20 protein-coding genes are annotated in these 18,523 nt (G+C 58.0%); 6 read left to right on the top strand and 14 right to left on the bottom strand.

Annotated elements, in window-relative coordinates:
- The first annotated feature begins 116 nt into the window (after window positions 1–116).
- A complete protein-coding gene (locus QRN31_RS13880) occupies window positions 117–632 on the top strand; it encodes a GspH/FimT family pseudopilin (protein ID WP_285432584.1) in 516 nt (171 codons plus the stop codon).
- Between the two features lie 3 nt (window positions 633–635).
- On the opposite strand, the gene ispH is transcribed toward QRN31_RS13880, so the two are convergent.
- The 6 genes from ispH to murJ all read right to left on the bottom strand — a co-directional run bounded on the left by ispH (window position 636) and on the right by murJ (window position 8,080).
- Entirely contained in the window at window positions 636–1,583 is a 948-nt protein-coding gene (gene ispH / locus QRN31_RS13875; protein WP_090179764.1) for a 4-hydroxy-3-methylbut-2-enyl diphosphate reductase, read from the bottom strand.
- 96 nt (window positions 1,584–1,679) lie between these two features.
- Window positions 1,680–2,117 (bottom strand): FKBP-type peptidyl-prolyl cis-trans isomerase, encoded by a 438-nt coding sequence (fkpB, locus tag QRN31_RS13870; RefSeq protein WP_285432583.1) that lies wholly within the window; start codon window positions 2,115–2,117, stop codon window positions 1,680–1,682.
- 7 nt (window positions 2,118–2,124) lie between these two features.
- The gene (gene lspA / locus QRN31_RS13865; protein WP_090179761.1) at window positions 2,125–2,637 is read right to left on the bottom strand and encodes a signal peptidase II; all 513 of its coding nucleotides are present in this window, start codon (window positions 2,635–2,637) and stop codon (window positions 2,125–2,127) included.
- Window positions 2,630–5,461: an isoleucine--tRNA ligase gene (gene ileS / locus QRN31_RS13860; RefSeq protein ID WP_285432547.1), complete on the bottom strand. Its 2,832-nt coding sequence runs from the start codon at window positions 5,459–5,461 to the stop codon at window positions 2,630–2,632. Before ileS ends, lspA begins: the two co-directional genes overlap by 8 nt.
- On the bottom strand, window positions 5,462–6,412 hold the full coding sequence (gene ribF / locus QRN31_RS13855) for a bifunctional riboflavin kinase/FAD synthetase (protein ID WP_222588517.1): 951 nt from the start codon (window positions 6,410–6,412) through the stop codon (window positions 5,462–5,464).
- A gap of 129 nt (window positions 6,413–6,541) precedes the next feature.
- Window positions 6,542–8,080: a murein biosynthesis integral membrane protein MurJ gene (gene murJ, locus QRN31_RS13850; RefSeq protein ID WP_285432546.1), complete on the bottom strand. Its 1,539-nt coding sequence runs from the start codon at window positions 8,078–8,080 to the stop codon at window positions 6,542–6,544.
- Window positions 8,081–8,332: 252 nt separating this feature from the next.
- On the opposite strand from murJ, the gene rpsT reads away from it, so the two are divergent.
- Entirely contained in the window at window positions 8,333–8,611 is a 279-nt protein-coding gene (gene rpsT, locus QRN31_RS13845) for a 30S ribosomal protein S20 (RefSeq protein WP_008154937.1), read from the top strand.
- 185 nt (window positions 8,612–8,796) lie between these two features.
- Here the strand turns inward: rpsT and QRN31_RS13840 are convergent, their stop codons facing one another.
- The 5 genes from QRN31_RS13840 to rplU all read right to left on the bottom strand — a co-directional run bounded on the left by QRN31_RS13840 (window position 8,797) and on the right by rplU (window position 12,571).
- Window positions 8,797–9,261: a CreA family protein gene (locus QRN31_RS13840; protein WP_285432545.1), complete on the bottom strand. Its 465-nt coding sequence runs from the start codon at window positions 9,259–9,261 to the stop codon at window positions 8,797–8,799.
- Window positions 9,262–9,273: 12 nt separating this feature from the next.
- A complete protein-coding gene (gene proB, locus QRN31_RS13835) occupies window positions 9,274–10,392 on the bottom strand; it encodes a glutamate 5-kinase (RefSeq protein WP_285432582.1) in 1,119 nt (372 codons plus the stop codon).
- A 137-nt stretch (window positions 10,393–10,529) separates the two neighbouring features.
- Entirely contained in the window at window positions 10,530–11,753 is a 1,224-nt protein-coding gene (gene cgtA, locus QRN31_RS13830) for an Obg family GTPase CgtA (protein ID WP_285432544.1), read from the bottom strand.
- 193 nt (window positions 11,754–11,946) lie between these two features.
- Window positions 11,947–12,222: a 50S ribosomal protein L27 gene (rpmA, locus tag QRN31_RS13825; protein ID WP_017340859.1), complete on the bottom strand. Its 276-nt coding sequence runs from the start codon at window positions 12,220–12,222 to the stop codon at window positions 11,947–11,949.
- A gap of 34 nt (window positions 12,223–12,256) precedes the next feature.
- The gene (gene rplU / locus QRN31_RS13820; RefSeq protein WP_003176051.1) at window positions 12,257–12,571 is read right to left on the bottom strand and encodes a 50S ribosomal protein L21; all 315 of its coding nucleotides are present in this window, start codon (window positions 12,569–12,571) and stop codon (window positions 12,257–12,259) included.
- Between the two features lie 240 nt (window positions 12,572–12,811).
- On the opposite strand from rplU, the gene QRN31_RS13815 reads away from it, so the two are divergent.
- The 3 genes from QRN31_RS13815 (at window position 12,812) to QRN31_RS13805 (ending at window position 14,775) form a co-directional block, all read left to right on the top strand.
- Window positions 12,812–13,780, top strand: a complete 969-nt coding sequence (locus tag QRN31_RS13815; protein WP_208671383.1) for a polyprenyl synthetase family protein — start codon at window positions 12,812–12,814, stop codon at window positions 13,778–13,780.
- 190 nt (window positions 13,781–13,970) lie between these two features.
- Window positions 13,971–14,312 (top strand): zinc ribbon domain-containing protein YjdM, encoded by a 342-nt coding sequence (locus QRN31_RS13810; protein ID WP_222588519.1) that lies wholly within the window; start codon window positions 13,971–13,973, stop codon window positions 14,310–14,312.
- Between the two features lie 205 nt (window positions 14,313–14,517).
- A complete protein-coding gene (locus QRN31_RS13805) occupies window positions 14,518–14,775 on the top strand; it encodes a PA4570 family protein (RefSeq protein WP_285432543.1) in 258 nt (85 codons plus the stop codon).
- A gap of 72 nt (window positions 14,776–14,847) precedes the next feature.
- Here the strand turns inward: QRN31_RS13805 and bamJ are convergent, their stop codons facing one another.
- The 3 genes from bamJ to QRN31_RS13790 all read right to left on the bottom strand — a co-directional run bounded on the left by bamJ (window position 14,848) and on the right by QRN31_RS13790 (window position 16,518).
- A complete protein-coding gene (gene bamJ / locus QRN31_RS13800) occupies window positions 14,848–15,465 on the bottom strand; it encodes a BamJ family beta-barrel-assembly machinery protein (protein ID WP_285432542.1) in 618 nt (205 codons plus the stop codon).
- A gap of 121 nt (window positions 15,466–15,586) precedes the next feature.
- Window positions 15,587–15,895, bottom strand: a complete 309-nt coding sequence (locus QRN31_RS13795) for a DUF6482 family protein (RefSeq protein ID WP_259155886.1) — start codon at window positions 15,893–15,895, stop codon at window positions 15,587–15,589.
- Window positions 15,896–16,029: 134 nt separating this feature from the next.
- Window positions 16,030–16,518 carry a TIGR00645 family protein gene (locus QRN31_RS13790; protein ID WP_149418392.1) on the bottom strand — a complete coding sequence of 163 codons (489 nt, stop codon included), beginning with the start codon at window positions 16,516–16,518 and terminating at the stop codon, window positions 16,030–16,032.
- 171 nt (window positions 16,519–16,689) lie between these two features.
- On the opposite strand from QRN31_RS13790, the gene QRN31_RS13785 reads away from it, so the two are divergent.
- Window positions 16,690–18,519 (top strand): hypothetical protein, encoded by a 1,830-nt coding sequence (locus QRN31_RS13785; RefSeq protein ID WP_285432541.1) that lies wholly within the window; start codon window positions 16,690–16,692, stop codon window positions 18,517–18,519.
- Window positions 18,520–18,523: the final 4 nt, after the last annotated feature.

Genomic DNA, 18,523 nt, shown 5'->3' with positions numbered 1-18,523 from the left:
CCGTCGGCTATACCTGCTTCTACACGCTAGAACATTCGACCGGCAGGCGTACGGTTGATTTGCCATTACTCGCGCAGGGAATGCGCGGGCTGCCGCACTCCATGGAGGGAGATGTCATGCATCAGCGAGGCTTCAGCCTGATCGAACTGCTTATGGGACTGACGATTGTCGGGATTGTTCTGCTATTGGTCAGTCCGGCGTTTGCAGCGCTTACGCAAGCGAACCATCGCGAGGAGGCGGCGAAGTCTCTCGCCAGTGGTATTCGCAACGCCAGAAGCGCAGCGATCACGCGTAATCAGACCGTCATCATCCACGGAATAAACGACGACTGGGGTCAGGGTTGGCGGATCATTGTGGATGTTAGCGGCAGAGGCCAGGAGGACAGCAGCAATCCGCTGCTGGTAGAGCACCAGAGCAGCACTCGGGTGTCGATCTTCGGCAATCAGCATGTCCAGACTTCCGTACGCTTCAGTCATCTGGGAGAACCGCTGTACGGTGGATTTCAATCGGGAACGCTGCACGTTTGCGCAGCCCGCGAACCGGTAAGTCAGTACCAGGTGGTGCTGGCCTCGAGTGGTCGCGTCAGCCTGCGCAGCAAACAGACTGCACAGGCGTTATGCGAACGAGGATAAAACTCAGAGCAGCGAGCGGACCCGTAACTCTTTAGGCATGGAGAACGTAATGTTCTCCTCGCGACCAGCCAGCTCATCGGCACCGGTTGCACCCCAGGCCTGCAACTGCTGGATCACACCACGCACCAGAACTTCCGGCGCAGAGGCGCCGGCGGTAATGCCGATGCGCTCGACACCTTCGAACCAGCTCTTTTGCAAGTCTTCGGCACCGTCGATCAGATAGGCCGGGGTAGCCATGCGCTCGGCGAGTTCACGCAAGCGGTTGGAGTTGGAGCTGTTCGGGCTGCCGACCACCAGTACCACGTCGCACTCGTCGGCCAGTTGTTTGACCGCATCCTGGCGGTTTTGCGTGGCATAGCAGATGTCGTCCTTACGCGGGCCACCGATCGCCGGGAAGCGCGTACGCAGCGCGTCGATCACGCGGCTGGTGTCGTCCATGGACAGGGTGGTCTGGGTCACAAACGCCAGTTTTTCCGGGTTGTTGACCTGCAACGAGGCGACGTCTTTCTCGTCTTCAACCAGATAGATCGCACCACCATTGCTGCCATCGTACTGGCCCATGGTGCCTTCGACTTCCGGATGACCGGCGTGGCCGATGAGGATGCATTCACGGCCGTCGCGGCTGTAGCGCGCAACTTCGATGTGCACCTTGGTTACCAGCGGGCATGTCGCATCGAATACTTTCAATCCACGGCCGGCTGCTTCGGTACGTACGGCCTGGGAAACGCCGTGGGCACTGAAGATAACGATGACATCGTCCGGCACCTGATCCAGCTCTTCGACGAAGATCGCCCCGCGCGCACGCAGGTCTTCGACGACGAATTTGTTGTGGACCACTTCATGACGCACATAGATCGGCGGCCCGAAGACTTCCAGGGCGCGGTTGACGATTTCGATCGCGCGGTCCACACCGGCGCAAAAGCCACGGGGGTTGGCGAGTTTGATTTGCATGCTGTGCCTCGTGTCTTGCGCGCAAGAAATAGCAAAAACAGTGAAAAACCGACTGTGGGAGCGAGCCTGCTCCCACAGTTGACCATGTTCGGTCAGTTACAGCGATTTTACGCTGATGATCTCGACGTCAAAGGTCAAGGTTTTACCGGCCAGCGGATGGTTGAAGTCGATGGTCACTTGCTCGTCATCGAATTCCTTCACCACACCGGGCAGTTCGGTATTCGCCGCATCGTTGAAGATCACCAGCAAACCGGGCGACAGTTCCATGTCCTTGAACTGCGAACGAGGAATGATCTGCACGTTCTGCGGGTTGGGCTGGCCGAACGCGTTTTCCGGCAGAATCGTCAGAGTACGCTTGTCGCCCGCCTTGAAGCCGAACAGCGCGGCTTCGAAACCTGGCAACAGGTTGCCGTCACCGACCTTGAAGGTCGCCGGGGCTTTGTCGAAGGTGCTGTCGACGGTGTCGCCATTCTCCAGGCGCAGTGCAAAGTGCAAGGTGACTTCCGTGTTCTGGCGGATGCGTTGCTCAGCCAATACCTGTTCAGTCATGAACGGCTTCTCCGGTCTTCTTACTTTTGAACATATCCAGCGCCAGCATCACGGCACCGACAGTAATTGCACTGTCGGCAAAGTTGAACGCCGGGAAATACCAGCGGTTCTGCCAATGCACCAGAATGAAGTCGATCACATGGCCCAGGGCAATGCGGTCATACAGATTGCCCAGCGCGCCACCGAGTACCAGGGCCAGCGCAATCGCCAGCCAGGTTTCGTTGCGCCCCAGGCGCTTGAGCCACACCACCAGCACCGCACTGACCACGACGGCAATCAGGGCGAACAACCAGCGCTGCCAGCCGGAGCTGTCGGCCAGGAAGCTGAACGCCGCGCCGGTGTTATAGGCCAGGGTCCAACTGAACAAATCGGGGATCACCACGATTTGCTGGTACATCTCGAGCTTGCCTTCGAAGTAGAACTTGCTGGCCTGGTCGATGACCAGGACCAGCAAACTCAACCAGAGCCAGCTCAGCCGTCCGAAACGGCCAGCCGCATTAGGCATAGTGACGAACCTCGCCAGCGCCGCTGATGTTGTCGACGCAACGACCGCAGATTTCCGGATGCTCCGGGTTCACGCCGACGTCCTCGCGGCAGTGCCAGCAACGGGCGCACTTGGCGTGGCTCGACTTGACCACTTGCAGTTTCAAACCGCTGACTTCGGTGACCACGGCATCGGCCGGCGCCTGCACGAACGGTGCAACCGTGGCGGTCGAGGTGATCAGCACGAAGCGCAGTTCGTTGCTCAACTTGGCCAGGTCGGCGCTCAGCGCCTCTTCGGCGAACAGCGTCACTTCGGCTTGCAGGTTGCCACCGACGGCCTTGGCCGCGCGCTGGATTTCCATTTCCTTGTTGACCGCTACCTTGACTTCCATGATCCGCTCCCAATAGGCGCGGCCCAGTTCGACGTCTGCCGGCAGTTCGCTCAGGCCTTCGTACCAAGTGTTGAGCATGACCGATTCGTTACGCTCGCCCGGCAGGTATTCCCACAGTTCGTCGGCGGTGAACGCAAGGATCGGAGCGATCCAGCGCACCAGCGCTTCAGAGATGTGGTACAGCGCGGTTTGCGCCGAGCGGCGAGCCTTGCTGTTGGCGCCAGTGGTGTACTGACGGTCCTTGATGATGTCGAGGTAGAAACCACCCAACTCCTGCACGCAGAAGTTGTGGATCTTGGAGTAGACGTTCCAGAAGCGGTACTCGCCGTAATGCTCTTGCAACTCGCGTTGCAGCAGCAGGGTACGGTCCACGGCCCAACGGTCCAGCGCCAGCATTTCTTCGGCGGGCAGGATGTCGGTGGCCGGGTTGAAACCGGTCAGGTTCGAAAGCAGGAAACGTGCGGTGTTACGGATACGCCGGTAGGCGTCCGCGCTGCGCTGCAGAATCTGCTCGGAAACGGCCATTTCGCCCGAGTAATCGGTCGATGCAACCCACAGACGCATGATGTCGGCGCCCAGGGTGTCGTTGACCTTTTGCGGCGCGATCACGTTGCCCAGGGACTTGGACATTTTGCGGCCGGACTCATCGACGGTGAAGCCGTGGGTCAGCAGCTCGCGGTACGGCGCGTGGTTGTCGATGGCGCAACCGGTCAGCAGCGACGAATGGAACCAGCCGCGGTGTTGATCCGAGCCTTCCAGGTACAGGTCGGCACGTGGACCGGTCTCGTGGCCCATCGGGTGCGAACCGCGCAGGACGTGCCAGTGCGTGGTGCCCGAATCGAACCAGACGTCCAGGGTGTCGCTGATCTTGTCGTATTGCGGCGCCTCATCACCGAGCAACTCGGCGGCGTCCATCTTGAACCAGGCTTCGATGCCTTCGACTTCGACGCGCTTGGCCACTTCTTCCATCAGTTCAGCGGTACGCGGGTGCAGTTCGCCGCTTTCCTTGTTCAGGAAGAACGGGATCGGCACGCCCCAGTTGCGCTGGCGGGAGATACACCAGTCCGGACGGTTGGCGATCATCGAGTGCAGGCGCGCCTGGCCCCAGGCCGGAACGAACTTGGTCTCTTCGATGGCTTTGATCGCCCGCTTGCGCAGGGTGTCGCCGGTCACAGGTTCTTTGTCCATGCCGATGAACCACTGCGCGGTGGCGCGGTAGATCAACGGAGTCTTGTGACGCCAGCAATGCATGTAGCTGTGTTCGATGATGCTGGTGTGCAGCAACGCACCGACTTCGGTCAGTTTGTCGACGATGGCCGGGTTGGCTTTCCAGATGAACTGGCCGCCGAAGAACTCCAGCGATGGCACGTAAACGCCGTTGCTTTGCACCGGATTAATGATGTCGTCGTTGACCATGCCGTACTTCTTGCAGGTCACGAAGTCGTCCACGCCGTACGCTGGCGAGGAGTGAACCACACCTGTACCCGCGCCCAGTTCAACGTACTCGGCCAGGTAAACTGGCGACAGGCGATCGTAGAACGGGTGACGGAAGTTGATCAGCTCCAGCGCTTTACCGGTAGTGGTCGCGATGACCGAGCCTTCCAGGCTGTAACGGGCCAGGCACGACTCGACCAGCTCTTCAGCCAGTATCAGCAGCTTGTCGCCGACATCGACCAGGGCGTAGTTGAATTCCGGGTGGACGTTCAGCGCCTGGTTGGCCGGAATGGTCCACGGGGTGGTGGTCCAGATCACGATCGAAGCCGGTTTGGCCAACGACGCCAGACCGAAAGCGGCAGCCAGTTCGGCCTCATCGGCAATCGGGAACGCTACGTCGATGGTCGAGGACTTTTTGTTTTCGTACTCGACTTCCGCTTCAGCCAGGGCCGAACCGCAGTCGAAGCACCAGTTCACAGGCTTGAGGCCCTTGAACACGAAACCGCCCTTGACGATTTCAGCCAGGGCGCGGATTTCACCGGCCTCGTTTTTGAAGTCCATGGTCTTGTACGGGTTGGCGAAGTCGCCCAACACGCCCAGACGGATGAATTCGGATTTCTGGCCTTCGATCTGCTCGGTGGCGTAGGCACGGCACAGTTCGCGGGTCTTGTCCGCGCCCAGGTTTTTACCGTGGGTCACTTCAACTTTGTGTTCGATCGGCAGGCCGTGGCAGTCCCAGCCCGGAACATAAGGCGCGTCGAAACCCGACAGGGTTTTCGAACGGATGATCATGTCCTTGAGAATCTTGTTCAGCGCATGACCGATGTGAATCGTGCCGTTGGCGTACGGAGGACCGTCGTGCAGTACGAACTTCGGACGATCCTTGCCAATCTCGCGCAACTTACCGTACAGGCCAATGCTGTCCCAGCGCTGCAGAATCTGCGGTTCGCGCTGAGGCAGGCCGGCCTTCATTGGGAAGGCGGTGTCCGGAAGGTTTAGCGTGGCTTTATAGTCGGTCATTTAAGGCTCTTCATTAGCGATTGGCGCTAGGTGCGACAGGGCACGGGCGGCGGCAACATCCGCATTGATCGCCGTCTTAAGCGCCTCCAGAGAGGCGAAACGCTGCTCTTCACGCAGCTTGTGGTGGAAAACCACCGTCAAACGCCGGTCATACAGATCGCCGGCAAAATCTAAAAGATGCACTTCAAGGTGGGCTTTGCCATCACCTTGAACAGTTGGCCGCACGCCAATATTGGCAACGCCTGGCCAGGTCTTGCCGTCGATGTCGACATTGACCAGGTAAACCCCGGTCAGTGGCACGCGACGACGCTTGAGTTGAATGTTGGCAGTCGGCGTACCCAACTGACGCGCCAGCTTCTGGCCATGCAACACGCGCCCGGCAATCCGGAACGGACGCCCGAGCAGCCGCTCGGCCAAGGCAAAATCGGCAGCGGCCAGGGCATTGCGGACCTGAGTGCTGCTGACGCGAATACCGTCCAGCTCGACGGTCTGCGCCGCTTCAACGGTAAAACCCTGAAGAACACCGGCGTGCTGCAGGAAATCGAAATCCCCGACGCGGTCACAACCAAACCGGAAGTCGTCACCGACCTCCAGGTGCTGCACGCCCAGGCCGTCGACCAGAATGGTATCGACGAACTCATTGGCGCTCAGCTTGCTCAGGCGCTGATTGAAGGCCAGGCACAGAACGCGGTCGACGCCTTCCTCGGCCAGCAGCTGAAGTTTGTCCCGCAGCCGGGCCAGACGGGCCGGCGCCGTGTCCGGGGCAAAGAATTCCCGTGGCTGTGGCTCGAAAATCACCACGCAGCTGGGCACACCCAACTCGATGGCGCGTTCACGCAGTCGCGCCAGGATAGCCTGGTGGCCACGGTGAACACCGTCAAAGTTGCCAATAGTGGCGACACAGCCCCGATGCTGGGGGCGCAGATTGTGGAGGCCTCGAACCAGCTGCATAACGCGCTTCTTGCTCATAAAGTGGTCGATTATAACCACACCCGGCGGCCGACGACAGGCAACACCGTAACCCAAAGTAATCGAGCCGACAAAACTGCCGGTTCGCCCATGTTTATCGAGGCAAAAGCCTCAGCTCAGTGCCTTGCGATTGAAGTCGCGCAAACGGAAGCCCATCAACAGCAGCATGCCAAAATAACTGACGACACCGGCCGTGACCAATGCGCCCAGGCGCAGGAACCGCTGCAGCATCTGCCCCTGATCCCAGGCGGGCATAAAGTGCATCCCGACCAGTAGCACCGCAGACATGACCAATACGGCAATCACCAGTTTAAGGCCAAACTTCGCCCAGCCCGGCTGCGGCTGATACATCTGCTGTTTGCGCAATTGATAGAACAATAGCCCGGCATTGATGCAGGCACCGACGCTGATCGCCAGGGCCAGACCGGCGTGAGCCAGCGGGCCGATCAGCACCAGGTTGAACAACTGTGTAACGACCAGGGTAAAAATCGCGATTTTTACCGGGGTCCGGATGTTTTGTTGCGCATAAAAGCCCGGCGCCAGCACCTTGATCACAATAATCCCGAGCAGACCAACAGAATAGGCAATCAACGCCCGCTGAGTCATGGACGCGTCAAACGCACTGAACTGGCCGTACTGGAACAGCGAAACCGTCAGCGGCTCGGCCAGGATCCCTAGCGCCAGCGAACATGGCAGCACCAGCACGAAGCACAGGCGCAGGCCCCAATCGAGAATGCGCGAGTACTCGTGGCGATCCTTGCTGGCGTAGGTCTTGGCCAGGGTCGGCAGCAGAATCGTTCCGAGCGCGACGCCCAGCACACCGGACGGCAATTCCATCAAGCGGTCGGCGTAATACATCCACGACACGGAGCCTGCGACCAGGAACGAGGCGAAAATCGTGTTGATGATCAGCGAAATCTGACTCACGGAGACGCCGAGAATCGCCGGCAACATCTGCTTCATGACGCGCCAGACGCCAGTGTCACGCAGATTCAGACGCGGAAGTACGAGCATGCCGATCTTTTTCAGGTGTGGCAGCTGATAGAGCAATTGCGCCAGCCCACCCACCAGTACCGCCCAGCCCAGCGCCATCACCGGCGGATCGAAATACGGCGTCAGAAACACCGAAAAGACAATCATGCTGACGTTGAGCAGGGTCGGCACGAAGGCCGGCACGGAAAAGCGGTTGTACGTATTGAGGATCGCGCCCGCCAAAGAGGACAGGGAAATCAGCAATATATAAGGGAAGGTCACCCGCAACAGGTTGGAGGTCAGCTCGAATTTTTCCGGGGTATCGGTGAAACCCGGCGCCGTGGCCCAGATAACCCACGGCGCGGCAAGTATGCCCAGCGCGGTGACCAGGGCCAGCACCAATGTCAGCAGGCCGCTGACGTAAGCAATGAAGGTTCGCGTCGCCTCTTCGCCCTTTTGGCTTTTGTATTCGGCAAGAATCGGCACAAATGCCTGGGAAAATGCCCCTTCGGCAAAGATTCGCCGCAGCAGATTGGGCAGTTTGAAGGCGATGAAGAAGGCGTCAGTCGCCATTCCGGCGCCAAATGTGCGCGCGATGAGAGTGTCACGAACGAACCCCAGAACCCGGGAAAGCATCGTGATAGAGCTGACGGCGGCCAACGATTTGAGCAGATTCATTGAAAGAGTTTGTGCCTGTCGATAAACAGCAGGCGAACAAAGCGCCTACTTATGCGATACTCCGCGCCGCAGCAGCACAGAGCCAAAGCTCGCGAGTTTACAGGTCAAGCGCCGGAAATAAATATCCCGCCTCTTTATACCTACCACTTAGCGGAACGTCTCAACCGCCCTTGACAAGACATCAACTCATCGGCATGATTCGCGGCCTATTTTGTTTGCTATTTCCTAAAAAGTCTTTCGAGGAGCTCGACGGTGGCCAACACACCTTCCGCCAAAAAACGTGCAAAACAGGCTGAGAAGCGTCGCAGCCACAACGCCAGCCTGCGTTCCATGGTTCGTACCTACATCAAGAATGTAGTTAAAGCCATCGACGCAAAAGACGCTGAAAAAGCTCAAGCAGCTTACGTTCTGGCTGTGCCAGTTATCGACCGTATGGCCGATAAAGGCATCATCCACAAGAACAAGGCAGCTCGTCATAAGAGCCGCCTGAACGGTCACGTCAAGGCTCTGAACCTTGCTGTTGCCGCATAAGCGATAAGCTTGTTAAAAAACCGACCCTAGGGTCGGTTTTTTATTGCCTGCGATTTAATAAATCGTCGCACAAAAAAATGTGGGAGCGGGCCTGCTCGCGAATGCGGCGTGTCAGCCAACATCAAATCACCTGACACACCGCATTCGCGAGCAAGCCCGCTCCCACAATTTGGATCTTCGCTAGGCTACTGAGCGTGTGTCCACGGCAGGATCGGGATGGCCGTCACCGCATTCTGCGGACTGCCTTCGATCAGGCGATCGCTATAAACCAGGTACACCAGCGTATTGCGCTTCTTGTCGAGGAACCGCACTACCTGCATGGTCTTGAACACCAGCGATGTGCGCTCCTTGAACACCTCGTCACCATCCTTGAGCTCGCCCTTGAAACTGATCGGACCGACTTGGCGGCACGCGATAGACGCCTCTGCACGATCTTCAGCCAATCCCAAACCGCCCTTCACGCCGCCCGTCTTGGCTCGCGACAGGTAGCAGGTCACGCCGTCTACCTTGGGATCATCAAACGCCTCGACGACGATACGGTCATTCGGGCCGACGAATTTGAACACCGTCGACACCTGGCCAATTTCCTCGGCCGACGCCAGCAGCGGCATCGCCAACAGCAGACCCAATAATCCTTTTGCCATGCGCATTCAGGTATTCCTTCAGACCAGAATCAGGTTATCGCGGTGAACCAGTTCCGGCTCAGCCATGTAACCCAACAGACCGACAATCGCCTCAGACGACTGACCGATGATTTTTTGTGCTTCAAGCGCACTGTAGTTGGCCAGGCCGCGAGCAATCTCCCGACCATCCGGGGCCACACAAACGACCATTTCACCACGCCGAAAACTACCCTGGACCAGCTTGACCCCCACCGGCAGCAGACTTTTGTTGCCCTTGGACAACGCTGTCACCGCACCCGCATCCAGCACCAGGGTGCCGCGAGTCTGCAGATGCCCGGCCAGCCATTGCTTGCGCGCCGCCAACATGCCGCGCTCCGGCGACAACAAGGTACCGATGCGCTCGCCCGCCTTCAGGCGATCCAGCACGCGATCAATGCGCCCGCCCACGATGATGGTGTGCGCACCGGAACGCGCCGCCAGACGCGCAGCGCGCAACTTGGTCTGCATACCGCCACGACCCAATGCACCACCGGTGCCGCCCGCGACGGCATCCAGCGCCGGATCATCAGCGCGCGCTTCGTAAATCAGGTTTGCGTTGGGGTTGTTGCGAGGGTCAGCATCGAACATGCCATCGCGATCGGTGAGAATGACCAGCAGATCAGCCTCAACCAGGTTCGCCACCAGCGCCGCCAAGGTGTCGTTGTCGCCGAAACGGATCTCGTCGGTGACCACAGTGTCGTTTTCGTTGATGACCGGGATCACTTTCAGCTCGACCAATGCTCGCAGCGTACTGCGCGCATTCAGGTAGCGTTTGCGATCAGACAAGTCATCGTGCGTCAGGAGAATCTGCGCAGTGTGCCGGCCATGCTCGGCGAAGCTCGACTCCCAGGCCTGCACCAACCCCATCTGACCGATGGCGGCAGCGGCCTGCAGTTCATGCATCGCACTGGGTCGCACCGTCCAGCCCAGGCGACTCATACCCGCCGCCACAGCCCCGGAGGACACCAGCACCAGCTCGACGCCAGCTTCATGCAAAGCAACCATCTGCTCGACCCAGACACCCATTGCCGCGCGATCCAGGCCCTTGCCGTCCGCCGTCAGCAAAGCGCTGCCGATTTTCACGACCCAACGCTGCGCACCTGTCACCTTGCTCCGCATCATCTTCAACCTTAGCTTGAGGACAGCGCGACGTAGCACTGCCCGTAACGTTATTCGTGGTTATTTGTGACCAACAATCGATTTCCAGATACTAAAACGCCGCTCTAGTAAGCGGCGTTTAAGTTTATCGCAACGAATCAGTCACGCACGTAAATGATTTCCGGACCGTCTTCATCATCCACATCTTCTTCGTCCCAATCATCGTCGCCGATGTCATGGACCGACTTCACGCCGCTGCGACGCAGGGCACGCTGATCATCCAGCGCCTGCAGCTGAGCACGGGCTTCGTCTTCGATGCGCTGATCGAGTTCGGCCAGCTCTTCCTTGTAGGCCGGGTCGTTAGCCAGACGATCAGCACGGTCTTCCATGTAACGCATGATGTCGTGACACAGACGTTCGGTACCAAGCTTGGAGATGGCCGAAATCACGTAGACAGGACCAGTCCACTCCAGGCGGTCGACGATTTCCTTGACGCGAGCGTCGTGCTCTTCTTCAAGGATCTGGTCGCATTTGTTCAGCACCAGCCAGCGATCACGCTCTGCCAGGGACGGGCTGAACTTGGTCAGCTCACTGACGATCACTTCAGCGGCATCCGGAGCGCTGGCATCATCCAGCGGCGCCATGTCCACGAGGTGCAGCAGCAAACGGGTACGCGACAAGTGCTTGAGGAAACGAATCCCCAGGCCTGCGCCATCGGAAGCGCCTTCGATCAGCCCCGGAATGTCCGCGACCACGAAGCTTTTCCAGCGATCGACACTGACCACACCCAGGTTTGGCACCAGCGTGGTGAACGGATAGTCAGCGACTTTCGGCTTGGCGGCCGATACCGAACGAATGAAGGTACTTTTGCCAGCGTTGGGCAGACCCAACAAGCCAACGTCAGCCAACACTTTCATTTCCAGCTTGAGATCACGCGCCTCACCCGGCTTGCCCGGAGTGGTTTGACGCGGAGCCCGGTTGGTACTGGATTTGAAGCGCGTGTTGCCCAGGCCGTGCCAGCCACCGTGAGCCACCAACAATTTCTGGCCAGCCTTGGTCAGGTCACCAATGACTTCCTGGGTGGCCGCATCGATAACGGTAGTGCCGACCGGTACACGCAGTACCAGCTCCTCACCTTTCTTGCCGGTGCAGTCAGTGCTGCCGCCGTTGGAACCGCGCTCGGCATCGAAGTGCCGGGTGTAACGGTAGTCCACCAGGGTGTTGAGGTTTTCGTCGGCGAGCATGTAGACCGAGCCGCCATCACCACCATCACCGCCGTTCGGGCCGCCGTTTTCGATAAACTTTTCGCGACGGAAGCTCATGCAACCGTTGCCGCCGTCACCGGCCTTTACTCGAATCGATACTTCATCAACAAACTTCATAACAAAACGCCTCTCGCCATACGGACGAGCCGAAAAAATCTAGACATAAGACTCTTGCAAAAATGAGCGCAGCGACCTCAATCAACGACCGCGAATCCAGCGCTGGAGCCCATTACAAACAGCTTTGCAAGAGACTCACCCCACAAACGAAAAAGCCCCGTCGCAAGACAGGGCTTTTCCAGCAACCACGTAATTATGCCGCGACGACTTCAGTCTTCGGGACAATGCTTACGTAACGACGACCGAAGGCGCCTTTTACTTCGAACTTGATCACGCCGTCGATTTTAGCGAACAGAGTGTGATCTTTACCCATGCCAACACCGTAACCGGCGTGGAATTGGGTGCCGCGCTGACGCACGATGATGTTGCCCGGAATGATAACCTGGCCGCCATACATCTTCACGCCAAGGCGTTTGGCTTCTGAGTCGCGACCGTTACGGGTACTACCACCAGCTTTTTTGTGTGCCATGAGTCAATTCTCCTAGTGAGGAATTAGGCTGAAATTAAGCCTGAATACCGGTGATTTTGATCTCGGTGTACCACTGGCGGTGGCCCATACGCTTCATGTGGTGCTTACGACGACGGAACTTGATGATGCGGACTTTATCGTGACGACCTTGGGAGATCACTTCAGCCACAACGGTAGCGCCGGCAACAACTGGAGCGCCGATGTTCACGTCATCGCCATTGGCGACCAACAGAACGCGATCAAAAGTAACGGATTCGCCAGTAGCGATTTCCAGTTTTTCGATCTTCAGGTATTCACCTGGGGCGACCTTGTATTGCTTGCCACCAGTAACAATTACTGCGTACGACATGGTATTTCTCCGATAATCCTGCTCACCCAGCTCTTTATAAGAAGAGGTATTGGCTGGCATGGCTGCATAAGGCTGGAAGGCCTGTTTGCAATTGCGTAAGGCAGGTGCTGCCCAGGAAGTTCAGGGTGCGCGATTGTACGCAAGCTGCCAAGACGATGCAAGAGGCCGTCCATCGCGCCTTGACACCCGCCGACGTGGGTCCTAGCATGCCGCGCAACCCTTCTGGAGCAACTGTCGCTGATGCAACCCCAAGCTTTCTACCGCGCGGTGGCGGACGATTTTAGCGCCGTCGACGGCATCATCAAGAAGCAGCTGACTTCACGCGTGCCGCTGGTATCGAAAATCGGCGATTACATCACCTCGGCCGGCGGTAAACGCCTGCGCCCATTATTAGTGTTGCTGTGTGGCAAGGCCCTGGGTCGCGAAGGCGATGACTTACGCCTGCTGGCCGCAACCATTGAGTTTCTGCACACCGCCACCCTGCTGCACGACGACGTGGTCGACATGTCGGGCATGCGCCGTGGCCGCTCGACCGCCAACGCCATGTGGGGCAACGCTCCCAGCGTACTGGTCGGCGACTTCCTGTACTCGCGCTCCTTCGAAATGATGGTCGAGCTGGGCTCCATGCCAGTGATGAAGATCCTTTCGCAAGCCACGCGCATCATCGCTGAAGGCGAGGTGTTGCAGCTGTCGAAGGTTCGTGACGCCAGCACCACGGAAGAAACCTACATGGAAGTCATCCGCGGCAAGACCGCGATGCTCTTCGAGGCGTCGACCCACAGCGCCGCAGCCCTGTGCGAAGCCACGGCGGAACAGGCCGAAGCACTGCGTACGTTCGGCGATCATCTGGGCGTGGCTTTCCAACTGGTCGACGACTTGCTGGACTACAAAGGCGACGCAGAAACCCTGGGCAAGAACGTCGGTGACGATCTGGCCGAAGGGAAACCGACTTTACCGCTGATCTACACCATGCGCGAAGGCACGCCGGAGCAGGCTGCACTGGTGCGCAAGGCGATCCAGAAAGGCGGGATCGAAGACCTGGAAAGCATCCGCGAGGCCGTTGAAGCTTCCGGCTCGCTGGAATACACCGCAACTCTGGCTCGTGATTACGTGGCCCGTGCGATCAAGTGCCTCGACGCTCTGCCTGCCAGCGAATACCGCGATGCGCTGGTTGAGTTGAGTGAGTTTGCGGTCGCCCGTACGCACTAACTGCACCGCAATACCCTGTGGGAGCGAGCCTGCTCGCGATTGCAATCTGCCAGTCGACACTGTTGTGCTGGCAGACGCACAGCAATCGCGAGCAGGCTCGCTCCCACAGGTTTATCAGCGCCCAACCCTCTCCCGCCTAAAACCCTATATAATGTGCGACTTTTAGCGATCCTCAATCCAAGGAGCCTTAGTGAGCACGTTGCCACCCTGCCCGAAATGCAATTCCGAATACACCTATGAAGACGGTGCGCAGTTGATCTGCCCGGAGTGCGCCCACGAATGGTCCGCCAACGGCGAAGCTGAAGCGGCGTCCGATGACTCCGTGAAAAAAGATTCGGTCGGTAATGTTCTGCAAGACGGCGATACCATCACCGTGATCAAGGACCTCAAGGTCAAGGGCACGTCGCTGGTGGTCAAGGTCGGCACCAAGGTCAAGAACATCCGCCTGTGCGACGGCGATCACGACATCGACTGCAAGATCGACGGCATTGGCCCGATGAAGCTCAAATCCGAGTTCGTCAGAAAAGTCTGATATTGCTGTCTTCCATCCCGCGCCCTGCGTGGGATGGCGCTTCACCCTCCCCCGCTTCGCCCAGCTATTCCTGGCAGTAGCCAACGCCAGCCGTTTTGACCTCACGCAACCTTTACCCGGAAAAAATCACAAATCGCCAATAGCCCCTTGCTATTCGACGAATAAGAATTATTCTCATTGAAACCCATTAAAGGAGATGAGACTCATGACTTACTTGATCGATGCCTGGCTGGACCGTCCACACCCCTACCTCAGGATCCTGCATCGGGAAACCGGAGAAGTCTGTGCGGTGCTTGAAGAGGAAGCCTTGAACGAATTGCAGGACCAGGGTGACCTGGACGTCAACAGCTTGAGTTCCAGCGAGCCAGTGGTGCTCAAGGAGCTGGTGCGTAATCTGTTTCTGTTTTGCTATGCCCGGGCGTTGCGCCCGACCAGCGATTTGAACCATAAGATCGAACTATGAGAAACCGTAAAACACTGTGGGAGCGACGGTGTGTCGCTCCCACATCAGCCCGACGTTAGATCGGGCCAGGTCTTACAGAACGTCGAGCAGCTCGACGTCGAATACCAGTACGCTGTGCGGTGGAATGCCGCCAACGCCTTGAGCGCCGTAAGCCAGTTCGCTCGGCACGTACAGACGCCATTTGCTACCGGCGTTCATCAGTTGCAGGGCTTCGGTCCAGCCAGGGATCACGCCGCCAACCGGGAATTCTGCTGGTTGGCCACGATCGTAGGAGCTGTCAAACACAGTGCCATCGATCAGGGTGCCGTGGTAGTGGGTGCGCACTTGATCTTCTCGGGTTGGCTTGGCGCCTTCACCTTGAGTCAGCACTTCAAATTGCAGGCCGGAAGCCAGGGTGGTGATGCCATCGCGCTTGGCATTTTCAGCCAGGAACGCCAGGCCTTCGCCAGCAGCCGCTTCAGCTTTTGCAGCTGCTTCGGCCTGCATGATTTCACGGATCACCTTGAAGCTTGCGGACATTTCTTCCTGGCCCACACGGCTAGGCTTGCCGGCGAATGCGTCAGTCAGGCCAGCCAGGATCGCGTCCAGGTTAACGCCCGGTGGCGGGTTGTCGCGCAGTTGATCGCCCAGCTGACGGCCAATACCGTAGCTGACGCGGGTTTCGTCGGTGGACAGATTTACTTCGGACATGACACTGCTCCGCTGTGCGGACGGCCCGGAACTTGCCGTGCTTGCACAGCGCATCCCGGATGCGCCCGGAACCAAAAGGGCCAGCAGACTAGCACAGATGTGGCAATGCTGATGAGCGCCGTCAGTGCGCCCAGAACGAACGGAAGGCTATCGGCAACTTAAGGCTTTCTTCCGCCGCGCTCAATCCGCACATTTCGTCATGAACAGAGGTGTGCACAAGATTGAATGGCAAGGCCGGGAAGGACTTGATCAGATCACGTGCATGCTCGACCGAGCGCAAATGAAACATATGCCCGCGAGTATCGCTCAACGGATACGCAGCACCGTGCATCCGAGCCTCCAGCAGATAGATCCCGCCCTCCATGGAAATCAGGTTCAGCTCATCGATTTTTCCGGCGATGGCATACGCACGCAACTCTTCAACATTCATGGAGGCACCTCACGCAGTGGCGAGCCAATATCAATACATGGATAGGCCTCGGCACCTCAAAGCACAAGTCAAAAACGGCACCGCCCGTCTGTTTCGCAACAGACGGGCGGCTTGAGCCTGCAAAAAGACAGCAATCAGTGCTTGGTCAGCTTGTCCAGATACCCCATGGCAAACGCCGATACCACAAACGTCATGTGGATGATCACGTACCATTTCAAATGCTCAGGATCGACGTTCTTGGCGTCCATGAAAATCCGCAGCAAGTGGATGGAGGAAATCGCCACGATGGAGGCCGCCACTTTCATCTTCAACGAAGACGAATCCATGGTGCCCAACCAGTTGAGCTTTTCCTTGTCGTCGTCGATGTCCAGTTGGGAGACGAAGTTCTCGTAACCGGAAATCATCACCATCACCAGCAGGCCGCCCACCAGGGCCATGTCGATCAACGACAGCAGCACCAGGATCAGATCCGACTCAGCCATCGAGAATACATTGGGGATGACGTGGAAGACTTCCTGGAAGAATTTCAGCGCCAGTGCCAGCAGCCCCAGGGACAGACCGAAGTAGATCGGCGCCAGCAGCCAGCGGGAGGCGTACATCGCATTTTCGATAAAGCGTTCCATTGAATCTCGCACGTAGGGTTGAAAATGGCCGCGAGTATACCAGCCGCCTGTCTGTCCTCAGAAGCAACCGGAAACCGTTGGGAAATCCATTACCTGCGCGTGTGTTACAAAGTTTTTCTGCTAGTGTCCAGACTATCGAAAGCTTAGCGACATCGGACAGGAAAACTGGAAATGGATGTGCGATTGCCTCTAAAGAGCGCCGGCATTTGCCTGGCTTTGCTGTTGAGTGCCTGCTCGCCAAGTGACGAGAAACGCCAGGTCAGCCTCGAGGAAAAGACCGCGCAGTTCGAAAAGTCTCTGGATGCCATTCAGGACCCCAAGCTCAAGGATGCCGTGGCCGAACTGGGCGGCTCACTGTTGCTGCTCGAACGAGCGCAGCTGAAACTCGACAGCAAGCCGGTCGAAACCGAGTACGGCGAAGACGTCCTCGCCGCGCTCAAGCATTACCCCACGCCACAGGCACTGGTCGATACCTACATCAACGGTCTGTTCGTGCTGCACAAGGATTCGAGCTCCGACTACCTGACCGACTTGCAACCGGTGTTCCCCTTCAATTTCAGCATCCCGGCGTCATTCCTCTTTCCCCATGGCCTGGAATGGCAATCGGTGACCCTGAGCAACAAGCGCGTCATCGCGTTTCAGCCGGAATGGTCGGAAACCGATCCTGGGATTCAGCTGAGCCCCTCGAGCTCCAACCTGAGCAACCCCGATGATTTGACGGTGACCTATCCGTTCATCGAAGGCCTGGACGTGGATATCAAGCACCAGCCCCAACCGGTGAGCCTGCAGGGCAAGGTGGAAGTGATTGCGCCGCGCCGCCTCTACACCTTTAAGCTGACGAAAAAGGACGTGGGTCAGACTCGCACCGATGACAACCTCAGTGTCACCTTGCTGCGCCTTACCAACAACTACGCTGAAATCGAATTCAACAACAGCGCACCACCCGCCCCCGACGTCGGCGATACGCCATTGAACCCCTTGATCGTCCAGGCCAGGGACTCCACCGGACAATTCCTGTCGCGCTCGGGTTCGATCAATGAAACCGCCGCGCAAATAGCCTTCTATCAACAACAGCTGACGAAGATGCAACAACAGAAGGCCTGGAGCGAGGCGTTCGAAAAGCAGATCGATGAGGAACAGCGCAACTTCGAGAAGCAGCAGAATCATCATTACACCAAGGTGTATTTCAACGGCTCGATCGACACCCTCGACGTCAGCGTATTGGACTTTTCAGCCGTCACGGTGACACGCAAAGACCTCAACCTGCCGGTGCGCCGCTTCGATCCGCACACCACGGCAAAAACCATCCAGCCACTGAGCTTGCCCGTCGTGGTGTATGACGATCAGGCCCCGCGCTGGCTCAAGGGCGCGACACTCGGCGAGGAACAATTGAAGAAGAGCGTCACCGTCACCCAGTCGGTGGACGACCCGAGTGCCGCACGCATTGAATTCGATCACCCCCGAAGCTTCAACGATGAACTGCTCGGCACCTCGTTCAGTCCCGGCGATAGCCCGGTCACTTTTTTTACAGCGGACGGAAATGGCAAGCGCGATGGCCCCATCGAGCTGCCACCAGAGGCTTACCAGGTCGACCCGCTTCACGGAACTATCTCCTATGACCTGAACCTGTTTCCGGAGACGCCAGCCTATGCAGTGGGCTCGATGCCGCTGTTTTTGGCGATAGTCGACAAACAATCGCTCAACGCCCACCCATTGCCCAAAGGCCTGGAACTCAAAGGCAATGCATTGGTGGTTGATCTGAAGCTGTTTCCAGCTCAGGACTGGCGTTTTTTTGCCAAGGACGACACTGGAAACTACCTCAAAGAGATTCTTTCGGTGACCCACGACGCGAGCACTGAAGGCCCTGCGTTATTTGCCGTGCATTACTTCTACGGCCAGCCAACACGTCTGGAAACTTACCAGCGAACCGACCTCACCACCGTGCAATACGGCTTCGAAGTCAAACTGGCCCAAGCGGACTTGACGCACCTCGGGCAATAGCCGG

The organism is Pseudomonas sp. fls2-241-R2A-110 (genome assembly GCF_030209165.1).
Taxonomy (GTDB): Bacteria; Pseudomonadota; Gammaproteobacteria; order Pseudomonadales; family Pseudomonadaceae; genus Aquipseudomonas.
This window is presented reverse-complemented; position numbering and strand designations above follow the sequence as displayed.

Bases quoted from the DNA above. Each gene is read 5' to 3' on its own strand.
- QRN31_RS13880 (WP_285432584.1), top strand. From the start codon at position 117: ATGCATCAGCGAGGCTTCAGCCTGATCGAACTGCTTATGGGACTGACG.
- ispH (WP_090179764.1), bottom strand. From the start codon at position 1,583: ATGCAAATCAAACTCGCCAACCCCCGTGGCTTTTGCGCCGGTGTGGAC.
- lspA (WP_090179761.1), bottom strand. From the start codon at position 2,637: ATGCCTAATGCGGCTGGCCGTTTCGGACGGCTGAGCTGGCTCTGGTTG.
- ileS (WP_285432547.1), bottom strand. From the start codon at position 5,461: ATGACCGACTATAAAGCCACGCTAAACCTTCCGGACACCGCCTTCCCA.
- ribF (WP_222588517.1), bottom strand. From the start codon at position 6,412: ATGCAGCTGGTTCGAGGCCTCCACAATCTGCGCCCCCAGCATCGGGGC.
- murJ (WP_285432546.1), bottom strand. From the start codon at position 8,080: ATGAATCTGCTCAAATCGTTGGCCGCCGTCAGCTCTATCACGATGCTT.
- QRN31_RS13840 (WP_285432545.1), bottom strand. From the start codon at position 9,261: ATGCGCATGGCAAAAGGATTATTGGGTCTGCTGTTGGCGATGCCGCTG.
- proB (WP_285432582.1), bottom strand. From the start codon at position 10,392: ATGCGGAGCAAGGTGACAGGTGCGCAGCGTTGGGTCGTGAAAATCGGC.
- cgtA (WP_285432544.1), bottom strand. From the start codon at position 11,753: ATGAAGTTTGTTGATGAAGTATCGATTCGAGTAAAGGCCGGTGACGGC.
- rpmA (WP_017340859.1), bottom strand. From the start codon at position 12,222: ATGGCACACAAAAAAGCTGGTGGTAGTACCCGTAACGGTCGCGACTCA.
- rplU (WP_003176051.1), bottom strand. From the start codon at position 12,571: ATGTCGTACGCAGTAATTGTTACTGGTGGCAAGCAATACAAGGTCGCC.
- QRN31_RS13815 (WP_208671383.1), top strand. From the start codon at position 12,812: ATGCAACCCCAAGCTTTCTACCGCGCGGTGGCGGACGATTTTAGCGCC.
- QRN31_RS13805 (WP_285432543.1), top strand. From the start codon at position 14,518: ATGACTTACTTGATCGATGCCTGGCTGGACCGTCCACACCCCTACCTC.
- bamJ (WP_285432542.1), bottom strand. From the start codon at position 15,465: ATGTCCGAAGTAAATCTGTCCACCGACGAAACCCGCGTCAGCTACGGT.
- QRN31_RS13795 (WP_259155886.1), bottom strand. From the start codon at position 15,895: ATGAATGTTGAAGAGTTGCGTGCGTATGCCATCGCCGGAAAAATCGAT.
- QRN31_RS13790 (WP_149418392.1), bottom strand. From the start codon at position 16,518: ATGGAACGCTTTATCGAAAATGCGATGTACGCCTCCCGCTGGCTGCTG.
- QRN31_RS13785 (WP_285432541.1), top strand. From the start codon at position 16,690: ATGGATGTGCGATTGCCTCTAAAGAGCGCCGGCATTTGCCTGGCTTTG.